The organism is Ekhidna sp., assembly GCF_965221965.1.
Taxonomy (GTDB): domain Bacteria; phylum Bacteroidota; class Bacteroidia; order Cytophagales; family Cyclobacteriaceae; genus Ekhidna.
In genome coordinates, this window is sequence record NZ_OZ244926.1 from 924,336 (window position 1) to 946,535 (window position 22,200).

Sequence of the window (22,200 nt, forward strand, 5' to 3'; positions counted from 1 at the left end):
TCGCAGACTTTAGTCCATCCCGTCCGGAGAGACGGGATCTCATTGCCTTACTAATGAGATAAGAAAATGGTTAACAGTAGGTGTTAGTCATACATGCCGGACTGGATCCGGTATTCTGCCAAGAATGAGCCCCGGCTATGGTCGGGGCTTAATTGTTTACATAAAAAGCTGTTTCCCACGAATCCAACGCTTCCTTCTCCTTTCCATCCTCGTTCACGATTCCAGTACTAATCCACAGCTTACCTAAATCTTTTACTTCTTCAGGAAAGGTCTCCCAAAGCTCATCATAGTCACGGTGAGCCCACCAGATGACGTACATGTAATTTTCTTCTTGAGCATTTGTTAGGAGGGTTTCCAGGTAGTCTTGTTGCTCGGTTTCATTACCGGGAATGAATAGGTCAAATGATTCTACAGTCAGGTCTTCTGACAGATGGCTCGTCTCTGCAAATGCAATGGGCTTGGTAATCTTTTCATGAAGAAAATCAAATGCATCCTGAAATCCTTCTTTATCATTTAATCCTTTAAAAAATGGATAGAAACTGATCGCTGCAAAATCGAGGGAGTTGGCATAAGTTACAACTTCTTCAATATAGTCATCAGGGTTGTCCACTGTAGGGTTATACAAATTATGCAACGTAATGGACTCTGAAATAGGTAAGTTGGGGAACTCTGCTTTGATCCGAGAGCGTACATTTGTCATGAGCAATTTGTATTGTTCCCATTTATTCGGATCATGTATCAGAAGCTCATTGCCTTCGATAGCTACAATGAGATAGTCAGGATTCAACTCATTGCTGATGTGTACTAGATGCTTAAAGTATGCATCTTCAATGGCTTGATCATTTAACGCTGTGTACGTTGGAGTAGAGCCATCATAATCAGTAGCCAGTTCATTTCTTGAGTTGTTCAGAAGACTCACAGAAAGAGCCAACTTTGCATTCGGTAGTTTTCGGTTTTTCCGTGAGGTGATTTCGTTAGTAAACTCAGCAGGAAGTGATTTATCGTTCATCCAGGCATCCCAGGGAACACTTAGATCCAAATGTTCAGAATAAACATCTGCGTTGCTACTGATGAAGTCGTAGGTGTTGTCAACGGAAGCCACAGTAGGTGCATAGGCCCAAGTGCTAAATCCCATTTCAAAGTTTCGGCTTGAGTATTCACTGAAAAAGCCCTCATCACCTGTAGTGGGTCCTTCATCATTGCTGCAGCTAAGAAGCAAGCCGATCATAATGACTAATAGTGCCAGAACAAATGTCTTTTTCATATCTGTCAGAATTTTGATTTGGTTCATTTATGCAATGATGGTGCCGATTTATTGAGTAGGCTGATGATCCTCTCCAATCGCCACACCCATTTTTTTTATGAGTTCTTCTACTGTATCATTTACATAATCGATCTTGAGTGGCTCTCCAAATTTCAGGCTTAGCTCTGTACCTTTTTTCAATTTTTTCAATCCAGTCTTATCAAATGCCTCGCGAAAACCGTCTACACGAACGGGAATGACAACTGGCTTGTGTTGCTTGATAATGTGAGCGGTCCCTTTTCTTACAGGCGCTCCCGCACGGGTGGTACCTTGAGGAAAAGTGACAACCCAACCATCTTTGATGGCCATGCCAATGGATTTAGTATCGTTAGGATTGACTTCTCGCTTAATCATTTCGTCTCCTTTTCGCCAGGTACGGTCCACGGTCACAGCTCCCGCTAATGCAAGAATCTTAGCCATAAGCCCTTTCTTCATTGTTTCACGTGCTGCGACGTAATAAACGTTTACTTTCGGGTTTTTAAGAAAACTCCAGTCATCGATTGAATCAATTTGTCCGTTGAGTGCGGCGAACATGGCATGAAACATCGCAATAACATCCGTGAAAATCGTCTGATGGTTGGAAATAAAAAGGACGTTTTGTCCAGGAATCTCAGTGAGAATTTTACTGCCGGAAACCACCACTTTGTTTGGTTTGAGGAGATACCAAAGTACAAACCTCCCCACTGTCTGGAAGATTTTCTTTTTAAACCAGATGGATTGACCGAATATATTTTTTGCCATACAGCTTCCTTTTTCTGCGAAATTACAGCGTATAAAAAGAAAAACCCCGCCGAAGCGAGGTTAGCCCTAGTAGAGTAAGTTGGTGATTGGGCGTTTCTTTATTCTGCACGTAATGACTCCACCGGGTTTGCTTTTACGGTACTCAATACTTTGGATGAAATACTGATCAATGCCAATCCAATAACAAAGGCGATCGGTATAAGCACAAACCACCAGCCGAGTTCAATTCGAAACGTATAATCTTTCAGCCATTCGGCCATCATCCACCACGCCAGTGGTAGGCTTACAATGCAGGCAATTCCAACAAGGATCATATATTCCTTAGAAAGAAGAACCATCAGGTTTTTTACGCTTGCGCCCAGCACTTTTCTAATGCCAATTTCTTTAGTGCGTTGCTGAACTGTGAAGGATGTCAATCCAAACAGTCCGAGGCAGGCAATCAAAATAGCCAAGACTGAAAATCCTGTGAAGATCTTACCAAACCGAATATCTTCTTTGTATTGCTCATCAAAAGCCCGGTCAAGGAAGAAATAGTCCATTTGATAATCTGTGAATACATTATTCCATTCTGCATTTACTGTGGCTACTAAATCCTCCAACTGTTGGCCTTTGGCTTCCGAGCTGTTTTCATCCAATCGTAATTTGACAAAATAAAACTCTGTCCAGGAGCTAAGGATGTATGCCATCGGCATGTAATCATTGTGCAAAGAAGTGTGATGATGATTTTCAAGGACACCTCTCACGTGTAGAGTAGGACCGTAGAAACCATCAATTTCGGCTCCAATTGCATTTTCTGGATTTGAAAAGCCAAGCATCTCTGCCAGTTTTTCGTTTATCACCACATCGCCTTTGCTCCATGGACTATCACCTTTTCTCAATCCCCTGCCAGCAATCACTTCAATATCAAAGAATTCCGGGAAGTCCAGGTCCATGGAGATTAGCCCGGTATTTACAGATGTTTCACGAGACTCATTTTTTAAATGGAGACCAACACGCCATCCAACCGGTTCACCCGGAATTTCTCCCGCATTGGTAATTTCTTTGACCCCTGCATACTTAAGTAACTCAGTTTTTAAAGTATTAAATCTTTTAACATCTTGTCGTTCATCTTCATGAACCGCTCCCGGCGGAGATTTTATTACCAATATGTTTTCAATGTCAATACCCAGATCTGCTTCGCGCATGTAATTGATTTGGTGGTAGACTGTCACTGTCCCTGCAATAAGAATAAAAGTGATCATAAACTGAACGAACACCATACTTTTCCGCATTTTAGTTCCACCCACTTTTCCTTTGTTGCCAATCAGGATATTGACCATATCCATGGTTTTCAAAAGGATGTAGGGGTAGAATCCAATGAGTAGTGTGCCAACTCCGATTAGTCCTAATAATAGAGTCAATACCTTCAGGTCCATTAAAGCAGAAACAGGCAGTCCTGTCACCTCAATCAAGTATTTTTCACCTACTTGTGTAAGTAGAATCGCTAAGGCAAATGCCAATACATTCATTACGAATGCTTCCAGGATGAATAACTGTGTGATCTGTCTGGTGGAGGAGCCCATGCATTTTCGAACGCCCATTTCTTTGAGTCGCTCCATTGTTCGCACCAGTGATAGGTTCATGTAATTGATCCACGCAATTACCAGGATAATGATTGCGATAAAGCTCAAAATTAGAATCGTTTTACTGTCCACCCTGTTGCTGAACGACCATGAAGTTTCTGCATTGAGATGAATGTCTGTGAGTGGTCTCAAAAAGTAATCCACCCGGTAACCATTAGCCGCATACGATTCCTTTGAGTTTTCTTCGTGCAATCTGGTTATCTCTTCCAGCACGCTTGCTTGCTGAGATGGGGCATCCAGTAGAAGGTAGGTGATTAGGCTGCTGGATCTCCAGCTTGTTCGATTTTCTGTGTAATTATCCATAGAAGGATAAGAAAGAAGCAACTCAAACTGGATGTGAGAGTTTTTCGGGATGTCTTTAAGTACGCCCACCAGCTCATATTCATGAGCACCATTGTTACCGCTTAGGGTAAACGTTTTACCAATTGCCTTTGCAGGATCATCAAAATATTTCTTTGACGCCTCATGAGTGAGGATGGCTGTTTGTGGCTCATCAAATCTGCTGGCATTTCCAGCCTCAAAAGAGAAATCGAATAGTTCAAAAACACCTTGATCAGCAACATAAACACCCGGCTGTTCAAAGGTGACTTTTGTATCTTCATTTGTATAGATGATAGAGTTATTAGCGTAATTGTAATCGTAAAATCGTGCTACGTTTAGAACGCTTGGAGACTGAGTCCTGACAGTTTCTCCCAACATGGAGGGAGCAGTATTGGACTGACCCAAATACGAGTTATTTTTATAAGCGTCTGACTCCAGCCTGTAGATGCAATCTGCTTTTGGGTGAAATGTATCAAAAGAGGTATGAAAGTTTACGTATTGTGTGATGACCAAACAGGCAGCCATCCCCAATGCAAGACCCAGGATATTGATAAAGGAAAAGACCTTATGCTTCTGGATCTGTCGAAAGATCGTAATCAGATAGTTCTTTAGCATGAGTCGATTTTGGTTTTGGTTGTTTTCTGAAAATCAATCGCTATGCCACGAATTGTAAATTTATGTAAATCAATTACTTATGAATATTTCAAGCGTTGAGTTCTGTGCGGATTCGCACAATAGATCGTACACTATCATTAGATTTTGACGTTTTTTGATGAAATTTCCACTATGAAGAAACTGATCGTTATTTTTCTCCTTATTCCCTTCGGCCTGAGTGCTCAAATCAAGTTTATAAAATCATGGAATGATGCAATTGATCAATCAAGAATGACAGGTAAACTGATCTTTCTTAATGGCTATGCAGAGTGGTGTGAGCCATGTAAGGAGATGGAAGAATATACGTTCACGGACCTTGAGGTAGCTAATTTCTTTAATAAGAACTTTATTAATGTTCAGCTCGATATGGAAGACTATCCGGGTGTGGAGTTGGCTGAGGATTACACTGTAGGTGTTTTTCCATCTTTTTTATTTATCAACGGGAATAGCGAAGTAGTGCATCGGGGATGCGGAGGGATGGATGCGAACCAGTTTCTTGCTTTGGCTGAGGAGGCATTGACGGATAGTCTGACCCTCATGTCGATGGAAAAACGATATGATGATGGCGATCGCTCTACTGACTTTATGCTGGATTATCTGGAGCTTTTGGAGGACGCATGTCTGGATGCCGAGCGATTTGCTGCTGGTTATCTAAAAACCGTAGAATTGAAAGATATGACATTGGATACTCCGTGGGAAGTACTTGCTGCATACCAGTGGGATATTTATAGCAGGGAATTTCAATATTTGTTGAAAAACAGAAAACGATTTGAAGATAGCCTGGGGCAGAGAGTGGTTAATGCTAAACTGTATGATACTTACCTATCTCAATACCAGGAAATCTTTGAAGCAGAAGAATTACATGATTTTGGGATGCGAGCTTTGCTGCATTCATTTAAAGATGTGACATTCACGGGATCAGATACGCTACGTTTGATGATGAATTTGCACTACGCAGAGTTTAAGGAGAACTGGTCCGATTATGCAGATTACGCGGTTGAGCTGGTTGGTATGACTGAGCTTCAAGATCCGGAGGAACTCAATGAACTAGCCTGGAAATTTTACCTTTTTGTGAACAATAAGAACCAGTTGGAAATCGCCTCTACATGGGCCCAGCAAGCCGTGGATCAACAGCCGGAACCATCCATGATCGATACTTATGCCTCTCTTCAATTTAAGCTTGGGAATACGAAAAAGGCCGTTGAACTGGAAAAAAGAGCGTTGGAATTGGCTCAGGAGCTTTATGAGGATACAACTCATTACGAACATCAGTTGAAGAAATTTGAGGGTAAGTGAGATAAAAAAAGCCCACATCAATGTGGGCTTCCATATATCTACCTCACTTTACTTCTACTCATCCCTCAATGAATTCACTGGATTGGAAAGTGCTGCACGAATAGATTTGTAGCTGACAGCTACCATCGCCACAAGTAATGCTCCTATTCCTGCAAATAGATAGATCGCCAGGTTATCTATACCCCAAAGGTCGATGCGGTATTGAAAATCACTGATCCAGCCCTTAAGAAAGTAGAATGCAATAGGCCAGGCAATAAGGTTGGCGATAATGATCAAAATCACAAACTCTTTCATTAAAAGCTGAACAATTTGTCTCACGGTAGATCCCAATACTTTCCTCACTCCAATTTCTTTTTTTCGTTGCTCCACCATAAAGAAGGAGAGCCCAAATAGTCCAAGTGCAGACAGGACAATAGAAAGCAAAGTAAACGCATTCACCAGCCGTGCAAACAGTTCATCAGAAGCAAAGATCTGATTAAACTCCTGATCAAAGAATTGATAATCAAATGGGTAATTAGGGAACGTGGCATTCCATTCGGATTCCAGAAAGTCCAGCGTCTCACGCATGTTGGTCGGGCTCACTTTTAATACCAGATTACTATTAGGTCCGGGGTTATAAAAGATCATCAATGGTTCAATTTTATGTCGCATACTGGAAAAATGAAAGTCCTTGATCACACCCACCACCTTTCGTGTGGTGTTGTTTCCAAATACCAGATTTTTACCTACCACGTCATCCCACCCAAGTGATTCCATCATAGACTCATTGATGATAATCGACTCCTGCTGGTCTGAACCAAAGCTAGGATCATAGTTTCTGCCGGCTGCCAGCTCCATACCCATTACGTCCAGATAATTTTCGTCCATGGACATCACGCTCACAATCCAGGGTTCATCCTCATTGCCACCTTCCACATTTACGCCGGACCTTCCAAAAGTGCTGCCCGGCATGTTATTTGAGTATCCAGTACCAATGATATCAGAATAGTTATCCAAGCTCTCCTTAAAATTCTCCATTCCATTGGCCAGTCCGGGACTGCCAACATTAATATTGATCACTTGATCTTTATCAAATCCCAGGTGTTTGTTCTTGATGTAGTCAATTTGCTTTGATACAATCAATGTAGTACAGATCATACCAACAGCTGCCACAAACTGAAGAACAACCAATGTTTTTCTAAGCCAGATACCTTTTGAGCTGGTTTGAAACTTTCCTCTAAGGATATTTACCGATTTGATGCTGGACAGAATAAATGAAGGATAAATGCCAGCTAGTGTCCCAATCGCAACCCCGAGAAGTAAAAAACCCACTAAAAGAATAGGTGAATCGCTCATTAGGGTCATCAGGTCAAAACTGAGTCCAAGGGAATCGCTACTAGTCAGCATCGAAACTAGAAATAATGAAATAATCATAGCCATGGTCGCCATCAAAATTGATTCAATCATATGCTGACCGATAAGCAAGGCTTTTGAACTTCCAACCACCTTCCTTATTCCTACTTCTTTGGCACGTGTGGTCGACTGAGCAGTAGTGAGATTCACAAAGTTGAACGCCGCAATAAGTAGAATAAATATGGCTACTCCTGATAGGGCATATACATATACCTGATCACCTTTATTTTGATGATAGTAATCAAAAAGTAGTCCGGACGAACCTAGATGGATCTCTTCAAGGGGTTGAAGCTGCGGAATCCAGAAGTCGTTGACATCATTAGCAAGTGCAATCTCTGCCATTTTCTTCTCTACCTCTACTTCATCAGCCCCTTCAGAAAGTACCGCATATCCTAGCATCCCCAGACCACCCCAGGAATTGATGTACTGGGCGAAAGATGAATCAGATTGAGCAGGGTAGAGGGACATCAGGGCATCAAATCCCAGGTGAGAATTTTGGGTGATGTTATCCATTAAGCCCACCACTTCCCACGATTGCTCATTGATCGTTAAAATCTGACCGAGGGATTCTTCGTTACCAAAGACTTTTTCAGCATAGGCATCAGTGAGGATCAGCTTATGTGGTTGATTGAATTTTTCCAATGTTTCCTCCCTGTTGCGAACCGGCAGATCAAAAATTTCGAAGAAGTCATTTTCAACATAGAGCGCATATTCGGAATAATAACCTACATCTCCCTTTTCCATACGCTGCTCTCCGGCGAACATCATTCGTGATGCAATCTCTATTTCCGGGATTTCTTCTTCGGCAGCCTGAGGCATTCGCGGGTTGGAAATGGCAACCTCATTGCTGGTTACACCCAGAGCTTCATCAATGGTAGTGAAACGATAGATTCGATTTGACTTTTCATGCCACCGATCGTACGATATTTCATTGTAAACGAATGATGCAAGCACTACAAAAGTGGAAAAGCCCAGTATCAACCCAATGGCATTGATAGAGGTTGATAGTTTGTTTTTCTTAAAGCTCCTGAGAGCTACGAGTAAAAAAGTCCTTATCATAGTTTTTGAGTTTGAGTTAGATGAAGCTAAGGACATTACTCAATGAAGTCAATAAGGGTTACACCAATGGAAATGAATGGAGATGAGGGGTGTTTTTTCTTCTATACAAAAAAAGCCCACATGGTGTGGGCTCTTAATAAGAACTTTTGTTTTTATCTAGCTAATGGAGCTTTTAATATACTCTCTGTTCATTCTGGCAATGTTCTCCAATGAAATGCCTTTTGGGCATTCCACCTCACAAGCCCCGGTATTGGTACAGTTTCCAAACCCTTCCTCATCCATTTGCTTCACCATATTCTGTACACGCTCTTTTGCCTCTACTTTACCTTGAGGGAGCAGAGCCAATTGAGATACCTTGGCTGAAACGAACAACATGGCTGAAGCATTCTTACAAGAGGCTACACATGCTCCACAGCCAATACATGTTGCTGCATCGAATGCTTTATCTGCGTCATGCTTATTAATCGGAATCGCATTGGCATCCTGCGTATTTCCTGAAGTGTTTACACTGATAAAACCACCTGCATTCATCACACGATCGAATGCGCTTCTGTCAACCACCAGATCTTTAATGACTGGAAATGCTTTTGCTCTCCATGGCTCCACGTAAATGGTGTCTCCATCTTTAAATTCCCGCATGTGAAGCTGACAAGTAGTTGTCCTTCTTTTCGGTCCGTGCGCTTCTCCATTGATATACATAGAGCAACTTCCACAGATTCCTTCTCGACAATCGTGATCAAAAGCTATGGGCTCATCACCTTGCTCAATCAATTGTTCATTGAGGATATCTAACATTTCAAGGAAGGAGCTATCTGTTGAGATATTAGAAACTTGATAGGTCTCCATTTTTCCCTTGTCTTTATCGCTTTTCTGTCTCCAGACTTTCAGTGTAAGATTCAATTCTTTTGCTGCTGACATATCTAATATTATTTGTAAGAACGAGTCTTTAACTCAATGTTCTCGTATTTCAAATCTTCTTTATGCAATTTGGCTTTCGATGGCTCTCCTGTGTATTCCCAGGCGGCTACATAGGTGAATTTTTTATCATCACGTACCGCCTCGCCTTCATCTGTTTGATACTCCTCACGGAAGTGTCCACCACAAGATTCGTTTCGTTCCAGCGCATCTCTTGCAAAGAGCTCACCTAACTCAAGGAAATCTGCAACTCTCCCGGCCTTTTCCAGTTCCTGATTGATACCGTCTGCTGATCCTGGCACTTTCACTTCTTTCCAGAATTGCTCCTGCAACTCCTGAATTTCCTTTATCGCTTCCTTCAGACCTTTCTCATTTCGGGCCATTCCCACCTTATTCCACATGATTTTTCCCAAACGTTTGTGGAAATAGTCAACCGAGTGTTTGCCATCATTTTTGGTGAAAAAATCAATTCTCTCTCTTACTGACTTCTCAGCTTCTTCAAACTCTTTAGAGTCTGTTGGGATAGCCCCGGTACGGATATCATCTGCGAGATAATCACCAATGGTATAAGGAATTACGAAGTACCCATCTGCTAAACCTTGCATCAATGCAGAAGCACCGAGTCTGTTTGCTCCGTGATCGGAGAAGTTCGCCTCTCCAAGGGCATAACATCCCGGTATAGTTGTCATCAGGTTGTAATCCACCCAGACACCACCCATTGTATAATGCACAGCTGGGTAAATTTTCATCGGTGTTTTGTATGGATTATCTCCGGTGATGTTTTGATACATCTCAAACAGGTTACCATACTTTGCCTCAACGATTTTTTCACCAAGCTCTCTTACCTTCTTATCATCCGCATCATGGATGCCTTTAACATTGACTTCCTCACGACCATATCGCATGATGGCTGCATCAAAATCCAGATAAACAGCTTCTCCTGTTTCATTTGTTCCAACCCCAAAACCTGCATCACATCGTTCTTTGGCTGCTCTTGAAGCTACATCTCGTGGTACAAGGTTGCCAAAAGAAGGATATCTTCTTTCCAGGTAGTAATCCCGGTCTTCTTCTTTCAGGTCTGTTGGCTTTAGCTTCCCGGCTCTAATGGCTTCCGCATCTTCTTTTTTGGCCGGTACCCATATTCTCCCGTCATTTCTTAATGACTCAGACATGAGAGTAAGCTTGGATTGCTGCTCACCGTGCTGAGGAATACATGTTGGGTGAATTTGAGTGAAGCATGGGTTTGCAAAATAGGCTCCTTTTTTATGGATCTTCCATGCAGCTGAAACGTTCGATCCCATTGCGTTGGTGGAAAGGAAGAAAATATTTCCGTATCCCCCTGATGCCACTACGACAGCATGAGCTGAATGCCTTTCAATTTCGCCAGTTACAAGATTTCTGGCAATAATTCCACGGGCTTTTCCATCTACAATCACCAATTCCATCATTTCATGGCGATTGTACATTTTGATTTTCCCTTTACCAATTTGTCTGGACATAGCAGAGTAGGCACCCAACAATAGCTGCTGTCCTGTTTGTCCTTTGGCATAGAAAGTTCTGGAAACCTGTACACCGCCAAAAGATCGGTTGTCAAGTAATCCGCCATAATCTCTTGCGAATGGTACACCTTGCGCTACACACTGATCGATAATATTGGTAGATACTTCCGCCAATCGATATACGTTAGCTTCCCTTGAACGATAATCTCCACCTTTTACTGTATCATAAAACAGTCTGTAGGTGGAGTCACCATCACCCTGATAGTTTTTTGCTGCATTTATACCTCCCTGGGCTGCAATAGAGTGAGCCCTACGCGGAGAATCCTGATAGCAAAAGGCTTTAACGTTATAGCCCAGCTCGGCCAGGGTTGCTGCTGCTGAACCTCCCGCCAGACCAGTTCCAACCACGATAACGTCGATCAGACGTTTATTGGCCGGGTTTACCAGCTTAATATTGTTTTTGTGATTGGTCCATTTTTCGGCTATTGGACCTTCAGGTATTTTGGAATCTAATGTTGACATACCTATTTATTTCTTATTAGGAATTGACATAATGAAAAACGGCGATAAAGATGAATCCTGCAGGAATCAAGATAGCATATGCTTTTCCCAACTTCTGAATGGCTGGGGTATACTTAGGATGTCTGGCACCCATAGACTGAAAAGCAGACTGAAACCCATGCATCAAATGCAGGGAAAGAAATACAAATGAAAGCGTGTAAATAATAACTCGTGCAGGATTTGCAAACATGTGTACGACCTCATCATAATATCGGTTTGGGTCTTCGGGTTTCATCTCAATGTATTTGTAATTCATTTCAGGGATCCAGAAATCGTAGAAATGAAAACCTAAGAAGAAGAGGATAAAAAGACCGCTCCAGATCATATTTCTGGACATCCATGATGAATTTGCAGCACCATTGTTTTTAGCATATTTCACCTCACGGGAATTTCTATTCTTAATTTCAAGAACAAAACCCATAATGAAGTGAAACGCTACGCCAAACATTAAGATTGGCTGCAAAACGAACTGAACTAGCGGGTTAGTTCCCATAAAATGCGACAGTTCATTAAAGGACTCTTCACTAATTACAGAGGTGAAATTGATTGTGAAATGCTGCAATAAAAATATGATCAGGAAGAGCGCAGAGAGCGCCATGGCGAATTTTCTGCCAATGCTACCTGAAAAAAGTTGCTTGCTCATTTATGTAGGGTTATTGGATTTGTGCCAAAGGTAATTTCAGAATGCTTGCTAGACAATCTAAAATTTCTTTTTTGACTCGTTCTAAATAATGTTTCAATGTAATAAGTATTAATTCTTTTTACATTGTTTCTTTCCATAACTATTGAAGCACAATTCTTGTTCGTTATACATTCTTGTGTTCCAAAAGCGTTTAGTTTTACAATAGATTTAACTGGCTTTATGAGATATCTGAAGTATTTTCTGGTTTCTTTTTTCACATTATTCGCCTTTATATCTAAAGGCACACATATCCGAGCTGGAGAAGTGATCGCTAAACGTGTATCAGGTCTTACCTATCAGTTTACTTTCATTGGGTACAGAGATATAGAGGGTGTTCCGTTTGGACAGGGAATTTTTGATTTTGGAGATGGGAATTTTTATGGGGATGATCCGGGAGAGGACATACCCTGGGGGAATATTGAGGATCTTGGAAATGGTGTAGAGAAGTGGGAATTCACACTCACACATACATATGCTGGCGGGTCGAACTACCTCGTTAGCTATCAAGAAGATTTTAGAAATGCCAATATTCAGAATATTTCAGGATCTGTAAGTACAACTTTTTATGTTGAGACTTTGGTTATTATTGATCCACTCATTGTTAATAGCACACCTTTTTTCACTGTTCCTCCGATCGATCAGGGTGTTGTTGGGGGAATTTTCGAACATAACCCGGGAGCGTTCGATCCTGATGGTGACAGTCTTTCGTATTATTTCACCACCCCAAAGCAGGCTGAAGGACTTCAGGTAAATGGCTATCAATCACTAATAGATCCTTCTTTTTACGATAACTTTAATGAAGGGAATCAGGCAAAGGACGGCCCACCTACACTTGAAATAGACCCAGTCACTGGAACACTCACATGGGATGCACCTGGGGGAGCAACTATCCCCGATCAGGAAAGCAGGGAGTTTAATGTTGCTTTTGTTGTGGAGGAATGGCGCAGGATTAATGGACAGTTGATCCGTCTTGGTTTCGTTACACGTGATATGCAGATTATCATTTGGGATTATGAAAACGATCCACCAGAGCTGGAAATTCCGGAGGATACGTGTGTAGTGGCAGGAGAGACAATAACCGGAATCATAACTGGAACAGACCCGGATGGAGACCCGGTAAAGATTGAAGCATTTGGGGGGCCGTTTGAAGTCAACCCATCGGCAACCGTAGATCCGGATCCGGCAGAATTTCAGGGACCTCCATCAATACTAAATTTTGAATGGGAAACCGCATGTGGTCAAGTGCGGACAGCTCCATATGAAGTTCAATTCAAAGCGGAGGACAACCCGACTATTCCAAATATTACCAACCCACCCGGACAGGTAAATTTTGAGACATGGCGAATCACTGTGGTTGGACCGCCTCCAACAGGGTTGACCGCTGACACGCAAACAGGCCGAAGGATACAGTTGAATTGGGATTCCTACTCATGTACCAATGCAGATTCAATGCAAGTATGGAGACGTGTAGGTGAGTTTGATATTGATCCAACTTGTAACCCGGGAATTCCTGAAAACTCTGGTTACGAATTGATCGAAACTCTTGGGATTTCAGAGACAGATTATCTGGATAATAATGGCGGAATTGGACTTTCCCCCGGATCCAAATATTGTTATCGTTTGGTAGCCACCTTCCCATTGCCGGCAGGAGGATTGAGTATTGCTTCGGAGGAGGCGTGTGATAGCTTACTTATAGATGTTCCCATAATTACACATGTTGATGTGCTGGAAACCAGTGAAACGAATGGTGAAATGCGTGTAAGTTGGACTGGTCCCTTACAGCGTGATCCGGTTTCAGCACCATATGAATATGAAGTGCTAAGAAAACAAGGTCAGGGTTTTGGAGCTAGCTTTACATCCATAAGGGCTGCTTCTCCGGACACCACTTTTGTGGATTCTGGTTTGAATACTGAAGATCTTTCCTATTCCTATAAAATTGTCCTATACGACAACACGGATCAACCAGTGGATACCTCTCAGCAGGCATCATCAGTCTGGTTGCAACCAGCACCTTTAGTAGGTGGAATTCGATTGAACTGGGACGCCAATGTACCATGGTCAAACAATGTTCAAGACTTTCCATATCACTACATTTATAGAGATAATGTAAATAGTGGCGACTTGTCAGCAATCGAATTGATAGATTCGGTTGATGTGACCATGAGTGGCCCTACCTACCTTGATGATGGAAGTTTTAATGGTGTAGACCTGGACGAGGAAGTTGAATATTGCTACTATGTGACAACTAATGGTTCATATGGCAATGATTTATTGATAGAGCCTTTGGTAAATAACTCGCAAATTATCTGTGCACAACCAAATGATACGATCCCACCATGTGCACCTATTTCAGTCACCTTCAATTCCAGTTTGGATTGTGAAACACAAGCATCATGTCAAACCAGAACAGGAAACTCAGGAGTAAACCTCGTGAACGGTTTTTCCTGGCAGTTTGATAATGATGTATCCTGTGATGATGATATAGTTTTCTTTAGAGTTTATAAGTCAGCCACTGGTGAAGAGGGGGAGTTTACATTAGTTTCAGAAACAACAGGTACAGAGTTTTTTGATAATGACCTAACCTCCTTGGCATTTTGCTATTATGTGACAGCCGTGGATCGATCGGGTAATGAGAGTGCGATTTCAGAAATCGTGTGTAATGACAATTGTCCTCAGTATATACTTCCAAACGTATTCACTCCAAATGGCGATACTAAGAACGAAACATTCCGACCGATTGAACGAGATGGTCAGTGTCCCAGATTTGTTCGTAGTGTGCTTTTTAAAGTCTTTAACCGTGCAGGGGCAGAAGTATTCAGTTATGATTCAACGGAACCTGAAAAAACCATTTTTATTGATTGGGATGGAAAGACTAAAGCAGGTAGAGAGCTGCCATCTGGCGTTTATTACTATTCTGCGAAAGTAAGGTATAATATACTGAACCCGGAGGAAGCCTCTGAAGTTATTAACGGGTGGGTACAGATCATTCGATAGAAAAGCCGATCATTCTTTTTGACGGAGTTTGTAATCTCTGCAACTCATCCGTTCAATTTATCATTAAAAGAGATAAAAAAGAGCAGTTTCTTTTTGCTTCCCTGCAGTCTGACTATGCGAAGGAGCAATTACCAGATGAGCTTTCTGACAGTAAAGCACTTCAAAGTATCGTATTGAAGGAAAAGGATACAATTAAGACCAAAAGCACAGCCGCTCTCAACATAGCAAGACATCTTTCAGGATTGTGGCCCATTCTATATGTATTTATCATCATACCGAAATTTCTTCGGGATTGGGTGTATGATCTTATCGCTAAAAACAGGTACAAGTGGTTTGGAAAGAAGGATCAGTGTATGATACCTTCTCCGGAATTGAAAAGTCGGTTCATCGATTAAATTGATTGGCTACTTTTGCAGCGAACAAACATTTACCTATGAGCAAAGCATACGTTTTTCCCGGACAGGGAGCCCAGTTTTCAGGCATGGGCAAAGAACTTTACGATAATCACTCATCTGCTAAAGAGTTGATCGATCGATCCAATGACATACTTGGATTTGACATCAAGAGCATCATGTTTTCCGGAACAGATGAGCAGCTAAAACAAACCAAAGTAACACAGCCTGCGATTTTCATTCACAGTGTCGTAGCTGCATTAACATCTGATGATTTCAATCCTGATATGGTGGCGGGTCACTCTTTGGGTGAGTTTTCAGCTTTAGTTGCGAACGGTGTGTTAAGCTTTGAAGATGGCCTTTCATTGGTTTCCAAGCGTGCGATGGCCATGCAAAAAGCTTGCGAAATGCAGGAATCTACCATGGCCGCAGTTTTAGGACTGGAAGATAATGTCGTTGAGAAAGTTTGTGAGGAAACTGCCGGAATCGTCGTTGCAGCAAATTACAATTGTCCGGGTCAATTGGTGATCAGCGGGGAAGTGGAAGCTGTTAATGCAGCATGCGAAAAACTAAAAGAGGCAGGGGCAAAAAGAGCACTGGTGTTACCAGTAGGTGGAGCTTTTCATTCACCATTGATGGAGCCGGCGCGCGAAGAATTGGCAGATGCTATTCAAAACACTAACTTCCATGACCCTAAATGTCCTGTTTATCAAAATGTAGACGCAAAAGGATATTCGGATGTAAACGATATTAAGAAGAATCTCGTTTTGCAGTTGACATCTCCAGTAAGATGGACACAGTCTGTGCAGAATATGATTGCTGATGGTGCCACTAGCTTTACTGAGTGTGGGCCAGGCAAGGTGTTGCAGGGATTGGTGAAAAAAGTGGATAGAGAAATGGAAGTTTCAGGGATTTCATGAGGTTTAACAAAGCCATATTAATTCTATTTCTGGGAGTAATTCTCATCGGAGTAGATGGTTGCAAAAAGGGCCCATCCTCATCTCATAAAAAAAACAACAAGAAAATAAAAAAGGGCAAGCCAATACCTTGCCCTATTAAAGATTGTTGATGCAAAAGATCGTTATAGCCATTGATGGCTACTCCGGAACAGGGAAAAGCTCTACAGCTAAACAAGTCGCTACTCGCTTGGGTTATACCTATATTGATAGTGGAGCAATGTATCGTGCAGTAACATATTTTTTCCTGCAAAATGGGATTGACTTTTCAGATGTGAATCAAGTCAATGCTAATCTTGATCAATGTTCCATCACTTTTGATGGTTCGTCCATTTTATTGAATGGTGAAAACGTAGATCACCAGATTCGTACAATGGAGGTAAACCAGTACGTGAGTAAAGTTAGCGCGATATCTGAGGTCAGGCACAAATTGGTAGAGCAGCAGAGAAAAATGGGCGAAAAAAAAGGTGTTGTCATGGATGGACGTGATATTGGTACTGTAGTTTTCCCAAAAGCTGAATTGAAAGTTTTTATGACTGCAGATATGGAGGTCAGGGCGGAGAGAAGAAGAAAGGAATTGGTGAAAAAAGGGATGAATGAAGATCTGGAAGTTATTAAAGCTAATTTGAAGGAAAGGGATAGGATCGACAGTACTCGAGCGGATAGTCCATTAAGGAAAGCTGATGATGCTAAAGAGATTGATACTTCTCATTTAACTTTGAATCAACAGATCGATAAGATTGTTGAAATGGCAGAATCGATAATTTATGAAGGTTGAGATAGACGAAAATTCGGGATATTGTTTTGGGGTGGAGTTCGCCATCCAAATGGCCGAAGATGAGATGGCAGAAGGGCAAGAGCTCTATTGCCTGGGTGATATTGTTCATAATTCCATGGAAGTAGAAAGACTTTACAATAAAGGTCTAAGGACAATTACCAGAGAAGAATTGAAGAATTTGAATAATTGTAAAGTGTTGATCCGTGCCCATGGTGAGCCACCTGAAACTTATCAGATAGCTATCGAGAACAATATTGAGTTGGTGGATGCATCATGTCCGGTAGTACTGAAGCTTCAAAATCGAGTGAAAAATGCTTACGATCTGACCAAGCACAAAGACGGACAGTTGGTTATTTACGGTAAGCCCGGCCATGCAGAAGTAATCGGTCTGACTGGCCAAACGTCCAATGAAGCCATTATTATCACTGGTCCGGATGATTTGGATAAGATTGATTTTTCCAGACCTATAACACTCTATTCTCAGACAACAAAAAGCACAAAAGGATTTTATTCCATCAAAGAAGAGATTGAAAAGCGGATACAAAGGGAGGGACTCCTATCTGTCGAGGAGGACTTTAACGCCAATGATAGTATTTGTAGGCAAGTATCCAACAGGGAACCACACATGGTTAAATTCTCTCAGAAACATGATGTGATCATTTTTGTGGCAGGTAGGAAGAGCTCCAATGGTAAAGCTCTTTATAATGTTTGTCTGTCCAACAACTCACGAAGCTATTTTGTGGAAAATGAAAAAGAGATTGACCTAAGCTGGATTGAATCAGGAGATTCAGTGGGAATTTGCGGTGCAACATCCACCCCTACATGGTTAATGGAGCAGGTGGCAGACTACCTCAGGAAAAATGAGCCTGTAACTGCTTAATAATTCAAACCAAACGAATAAAAATCAGTTTCTTCTTCAAAGGTGAATAAACCCTTTTTTTATTGGAATTTTGACGGGGGTTAAATCCGATATTGATTAAGTTTGCCTCGTTTTTTAAGACGTTCTCTCAAGTAAGAAATATGTCTCAGACAATTAAGCTGAAGAAAGGTTTTGACTTAAACCTGGCCGGAAAGGCCGAAAATAAAACTATAGATGTACCTCAGCCGGATATCTACGCTCTAAAACCGACTGATTTTAGTGGTTTGAATCGTCCAAAAGTGACGGTCAAAGAAGGAGATAATGTGAAAGCCGGTTCACCACTCTTTTTCGAAAGAAATGTTGAGGATGTTCTATACACTTCACCTGTTAGCGGGGAGGTTGTAGAAATCAAGCGTGGAGCCAAAAGAAAGGTGCTTGAAGTTAAAATACTTGCCGACAAAGAAATAGAGTTTGAAAAATTCAAAACCTATTCTGCTTCTGAGATTAGTGGTGTCTCCAAAGAAGATGTGCTCGAGCAACTAAAAAAATCAGGTGGTTGGACCAACATTATTCAGAGACCTTATGGAATAATTGCAGATCCAAATGATGCCCCGAAAGCAATTTTTATCTCCACCTTTGATTCCAGTCCGCTAGCTCCGGATTATGCCTATGTGTTAAATGGGCAAGAGCAATACTTCCAGGCTGGAATTGATATTTTGAAAAAATTCACTGCCGGAACAGTGCATCTGAATGTAGACGGGAAAGCTGAAGTTTCACAGTTGTTCTCTCAAGTAAAAAATGTTCAGTTGAACAAAATTACCGGTCCGCACCCAGCAGGTAATGTTGGAGTTCAAATTCACCACATAGACCCAATTGCGAAGGGAGATGTTGTATGGACGGTAAATCCGGTTGGAGTTGCTCTCATTGGTAAACTCTTTTTGGAGGGTGTCTACGACACGTCAAGATTAGTGGCTTTGACTGGTTCCCAAATGAAGGAACGAGGCTATGCAAAAATGTATGCTGGAGCTTGCCTTAATAAGCTGGCAGTTGAAGGTTCTGAAAATAGATTTATTTCAGGCAATGTACTTACCGGAGAAGGTGTTGGACAGGGAGGTTTTCTGGGATATTATCACAACCAGATCACAGTAATTCCGGAAGGAAATCAGGAAGAATTTCTTGGATGGATTATGCCATCCACAAAAAAACTAAGCTTCCATAAAGCCTTTGGAATGTTGACATTCCTCAATGGAAAGAGTAAGGAGTTTAAAGTAGACACAAACACTCACGGCGAAGAAAGAAATTTTGTAGTGACGGGCACATTTGAGGATGTAATGCCGATGGATATACTTCCAACTTATCTGTTCAAAGCGATCATGGCTGAGGATTATGATGATATGGAGGCCCTTGGTATTTATGAAGTAGTTGAGGAGGATGTGGCTTTGTGTGAGTTTGTAGACGTGTCTAAGAATCCGCTTCAGGAGATTCTAAGAGAAGGAATTGATTTAATTAAAGAAGGATAAGCAGGAATGAAGTTTTTGCAGAAAAAATTTGATGATTTAAAGCCCCTTTTTGAAAAAGGTGGGAAGTTCGAAAAGTTCTATCCTATCTATGAGGGTCACAGAACTATCTTTTTTGCTCCGGATATCATTACAGGCAAAAAGGGCACCCAGATTAAGGATGCTACTGATTTAAAGCGTGTAATGATGACGGTGATAATAGCGATGCTGCCATGTCTCATCTTCGGGATGTGGAACGTTGGACATCAGCATTTTATCGCGACTGGAGTGGAAGCTGGCATTCTTGATAAATTCTGGATCGGTATTCTTAAAGTGGTGCCGATTATCGTTGTTTCCTACGGTGTAGGTTTGTTCACAGAGTTTACTTTTTGCGTTATTTATCAGCGCCCAGTGGAAGAAGGCTTCCTCGTGACAGGAATGCTAATACCGTTGATTATGCCAGCAACAATTCCGCTTTGGCAGGTAGCACTAGCAACAGTATTTGCAGTGGTTATTGGAAAAGAAGTTTTTGGAGGAACCGGAATGAATATCCTGAATGTCGCATTGACAGCCAGGGTGTTCCTGTATTTTGCTTATCCTACTGACATTTCCGGTGACGTGTGGACGTATTTTGGTGATAAAACCCCGGTAGACGGATTTTCTGGTGCAACAATATTAGCATATGGAGCTGAAGCAGCAGCCAATGGAACGAATATGTTGGAGCTTGCCGGAAATCACTGGTATGCTGGCATGTTTGATTTCTGGAACATGTTTATAGGAGTTATTCCTGGAAGTATTGGAGAGACTTCTGCACTTATGTGTTTAATCGGAGCTCTAATTCTTATTTTCACAGGAGTAGGAAGTTGGAAAATAATGTTGAGTGTGGTACTTGGAACATTGGCCATGGGAGGTTTGTTCAACCTGACAGGAGGTAACAGTTTTATGGAGATGCCAGCTTATTATCACTTGGTAATTGGTGGATTGGCTTTCGGTGCTGTTTTCATGGCGACTGATCCTGTAAGTGCCTCACATACAGAAGTAGGAAAATGGATATATGGATTTTTAATTGGTGTAATCACTGTGCTGATTCGAGTAATAAATCCTGCATATCCTGAAGGTATCATGTTGGCGATTCTGTTTATGAACGTATTCGCTCCGCTAATTGATTTTTACGTAGTAGAAGCAAACAAAAAACGAAGATTAAAACGTGCGACAGTCTAATTTATATGTGATTCTATTTGCCATCGGACTCACGGTGGTATTTGGAGGTGCGTTATCCCTTACCTCAGTAGGGCTGAAGCCATTGCAGGACAAGCAGGTAGAACTGGATACCAAGAAGAAGATATTGGGAGCTGTGATGGACATCTCCAGCATTAAAGATCCTAATGAAATTCTAAACACCTACAACCAGAAGGTACGATCAGTAGTTGTGGATATCAATGGAAATGAAGTGACAAAGGATGCTAAAGGCAATCCGGTAGTTGCCGAAAAAGTAAATATTCAAAAGAACTATAAGCTGGATCCACAGGATCGGCTTTATCCTGTGTTTATGTTTAGCGAAAGCGGAGAATCTGTTGACGCATACATTTTCCCAACTTTTGGTGCTGGTCTATGGGATTGGATCTCGAGTTATGTGGCCTTCGGTCCGGATTTGAATACGGTGAAAGGAATTGCTTTTGATCATAAAAGTGAAACTCCCGGTCTTGGTGCCAGAATCACAGAAGCAACCGTTCAAAATCGATTTGTAGGCAAAGAGATCTACAACGATAAAGGTGAGCTTGTAAGTATTACTATGGTAAAAGGAGAAGGAAATACAGGTCTTGGTGAACATGAAGTAGATGGGCTCTCCGGAGCTACTATGACAGCTAAAGGTGTAAATGCCATGCTTGAAAAATATTTAGAATGCTATTCTGCATTCATTGAAAAAACGAAATCTCAAAAAACGGCTAGTCTATGAGTACCGATATTGCAGAAGTATCAGAAGAATCAGCTGTAGAGCTCAAATCAAATGAGCCTGCAGAACCATTATTCTCAAAACGGAGAAGGAGAATTGTATCGGATCCGTTGAATGAAGATAACCCCATCACTGTTCAGGTATTAGGTATCTGCTCCGCTCTGGCGGTAACCGTACAATTCAAGCCGACTATGATCATGTCGATCGCGGTGATATTCGTGATTGTGTTTTCGAATTTGATCACCTCAGTGATGCGAAAAATGATTCCGAATAGAATCAGGATCATTGTTCAGCTAGCAATTATTGCCACACTGGTGACACTTGTTAGTGAAGTATTGAAAGCATATAGTTACGATATGTATAAAGTACTCGGAGCATATGTGGGTTTGATTATTACTAACTGTATTGTAATGGGACGTCTTGAGGCCTTTGCGATGGCCAACAAACCATATGATTCCATTCTGGATGGATTTGGAAGTGGATTTGGATATGCGTGGATTATTTTGGTAGTAGCCTTTTTTAGAGAGCTTCTAGGTGGTGGAACGGTATTCGTAGGTACACCGCTGGAATTTGATGTATATGGTTCATTGGGTGGATTATTTGGAACCTCACTTCAGACAAATGGATTGATGGTTGACTCCATAGGGGCATTCATCATTCTAGGTGTGATAATTTGGGTGCAAAGAACGAAAAACGGTTACGTAGAGCACTGATTTTAGTGCTAGA

At 41.6% G+C, this 22,200-nt stretch carries 17 protein-coding genes; 10 read left to right on the forward strand and 7 right to left on the reverse strand.

The features are described from left to right. Positions 1-148: 148 nt before the first annotated feature. From ACOQON_RS04605 to ACOQON_RS04615, 3 genes are all read right to left on the reverse strand, one after another. Positions 149-1,264 (reverse strand): glycosyl hydrolase 53 family protein, encoded by a 1,116-nt coding sequence (locus ACOQON_RS04605; RefSeq protein WP_420577754.1) that lies wholly within the window; start codon positions 1,262-1,264, stop codon positions 149-151. A gap of 48 nt (positions 1,265-1,312) precedes the next feature. Continuing rightward, the gene (locus tag ACOQON_RS04610; protein ID WP_420577755.1) at positions 1,313-2,044 is read right to left on the reverse strand and encodes a lysophospholipid acyltransferase family protein; all 732 of its coding nucleotides are present in this window, start codon (positions 2,042-2,044) and stop codon (positions 1,313-1,315) included. Between the two features lie 98 nt (positions 2,045-2,142). Next, positions 2,143-4,602: an ABC transporter permease gene (locus ACOQON_RS04615; RefSeq protein WP_420577756.1), complete on the reverse strand. Its 2,460-nt coding sequence runs from the start codon at positions 4,600-4,602 to the stop codon at positions 2,143-2,145. 171 nt (positions 4,603-4,773) lie between these two features. Between ACOQON_RS04615 and ACOQON_RS04620 the strand changes: the two genes are divergently transcribed. After that, entirely contained in the window at positions 4,774-5,937 is a 1,164-nt protein-coding gene (locus ACOQON_RS04620; RefSeq protein WP_420577757.1) for a thioredoxin family protein, read from the forward strand. A gap of 54 nt (positions 5,938-5,991) precedes the next feature. Here the strand turns inward: ACOQON_RS04620 and ACOQON_RS04625 are convergent, their stop codons facing one another. The 4 genes from ACOQON_RS04625 to ACOQON_RS04640 form a co-directional block, all read right to left on the reverse strand. Next, the gene (locus tag ACOQON_RS04625; protein WP_420577758.1) at positions 5,992-8,388 is read right to left on the reverse strand and encodes an ABC transporter permease; all 2,397 of its coding nucleotides are present in this window, start codon (positions 8,386-8,388) and stop codon (positions 5,992-5,994) included. 156 nt (positions 8,389-8,544) lie between these two features. After that, positions 8,545-9,288, reverse strand: a complete 744-nt coding sequence (locus tag ACOQON_RS04630; protein ID WP_420578676.1) for a succinate dehydrogenase/fumarate reductase iron-sulfur subunit — start codon at positions 9,286-9,288, stop codon at positions 8,545-8,547. A 26-nt stretch (positions 9,289-9,314) separates the two neighbouring features. Beyond that, positions 9,315-11,324: a fumarate reductase/succinate dehydrogenase flavoprotein subunit gene (locus ACOQON_RS04635; RefSeq protein WP_420577759.1), complete on the reverse strand. Its 2,010-nt coding sequence runs from the start codon at positions 11,322-11,324 to the stop codon at positions 9,315-9,317. A gap of 16 nt (positions 11,325-11,340) precedes the next feature. Beyond that, entirely contained in the window at positions 11,341-12,006 is a 666-nt protein-coding gene (locus ACOQON_RS04640; protein ID WP_420577760.1) for a succinate dehydrogenase cytochrome b subunit, read from the reverse strand. Between the two features lie 219 nt (positions 12,007-12,225). On the opposite strand from ACOQON_RS04640, the gene ACOQON_RS04645 reads away from it, so the two are divergent. From ACOQON_RS04645 to ACOQON_RS04685, 9 genes are all read left to right on the forward strand, one after another. Continuing rightward, on the forward strand, positions 12,226-15,039 hold the full coding sequence (locus tag ACOQON_RS04645; protein WP_420577761.1) for a gliding motility-associated C-terminal domain-containing protein: 2,814 nt from the start codon (positions 12,226-12,228) through the stop codon (positions 15,037-15,039). Continuing rightward, on the forward strand, positions 15,018-15,434 hold the full coding sequence (locus tag ACOQON_RS04650) for a thiol-disulfide oxidoreductase DCC family protein (RefSeq protein WP_420577762.1): 417 nt from the start codon (positions 15,018-15,020) through the stop codon (positions 15,432-15,434). Before ACOQON_RS04645 ends, ACOQON_RS04650 begins: the two co-directional genes overlap by 22 nt. A 38-nt stretch (positions 15,435-15,472) precedes the next feature. After that, positions 15,473-16,351: an ACP S-malonyltransferase gene (gene fabD / locus ACOQON_RS04655; protein ID WP_420577763.1), complete on the forward strand. Its 879-nt coding sequence runs from the start codon at positions 15,473-15,475 to the stop codon at positions 16,349-16,351. A 148-nt stretch (positions 16,352-16,499) separates the two neighbouring features. Continuing rightward, positions 16,500-17,165, forward strand: coding sequence for a (d)CMP kinase (cmk, locus tag ACOQON_RS04660; RefSeq protein ID WP_420577764.1), 666 nt, complete (start codon positions 16,500-16,502; stop codon positions 17,163-17,165). Beyond that, positions 17,155-18,045, forward strand: a complete 891-nt coding sequence (locus ACOQON_RS04665) for a 4-hydroxy-3-methylbut-2-enyl diphosphate reductase (RefSeq protein ID WP_420577765.1) — start codon at positions 17,155-17,157, stop codon at positions 18,043-18,045. The genes cmk and ACOQON_RS04665 overlap by 11 nt, the downstream gene beginning before the upstream one ends. A 140-nt stretch (positions 18,046-18,185) precedes the next feature. Next, positions 18,186-19,544: a Na(+)-translocating NADH-quinone reductase subunit A gene (locus ACOQON_RS04670; protein WP_420577766.1), complete on the forward strand. Its 1,359-nt coding sequence runs from the start codon at positions 18,186-18,188 to the stop codon at positions 19,542-19,544. A 6-nt stretch (positions 19,545-19,550) separates the two neighbouring features. Continuing rightward, positions 19,551-20,741: an NADH:ubiquinone reductase (Na(+)-transporting) subunit B gene (locus tag ACOQON_RS04675; RefSeq protein ID WP_420577767.1), complete on the forward strand. Its 1,191-nt coding sequence runs from the start codon at positions 19,551-19,553 to the stop codon at positions 20,739-20,741. Further along, the gene (gene nqrC / locus ACOQON_RS04680; protein WP_420577768.1) at positions 20,728-21,477 is read left to right on the forward strand and encodes an NADH:ubiquinone reductase (Na(+)-transporting) subunit C; all 750 of its coding nucleotides are present in this window, start codon (positions 20,728-20,730) and stop codon (positions 21,475-21,477) included. The genes ACOQON_RS04675 and nqrC overlap by 14 nt, the downstream gene beginning before the upstream one ends. Then, the gene (locus ACOQON_RS04685; protein ID WP_420577769.1) at positions 21,474-22,187 is read left to right on the forward strand and encodes an NADH:ubiquinone reductase (Na(+)-transporting) subunit D; all 714 of its coding nucleotides are present in this window, start codon (positions 21,474-21,476) and stop codon (positions 22,185-22,187) included. Before nqrC ends, ACOQON_RS04685 begins: the two co-directional genes overlap by 4 nt. The last annotated feature ends 13 nt before the right edge of the window (positions 22,188-22,200 follow it).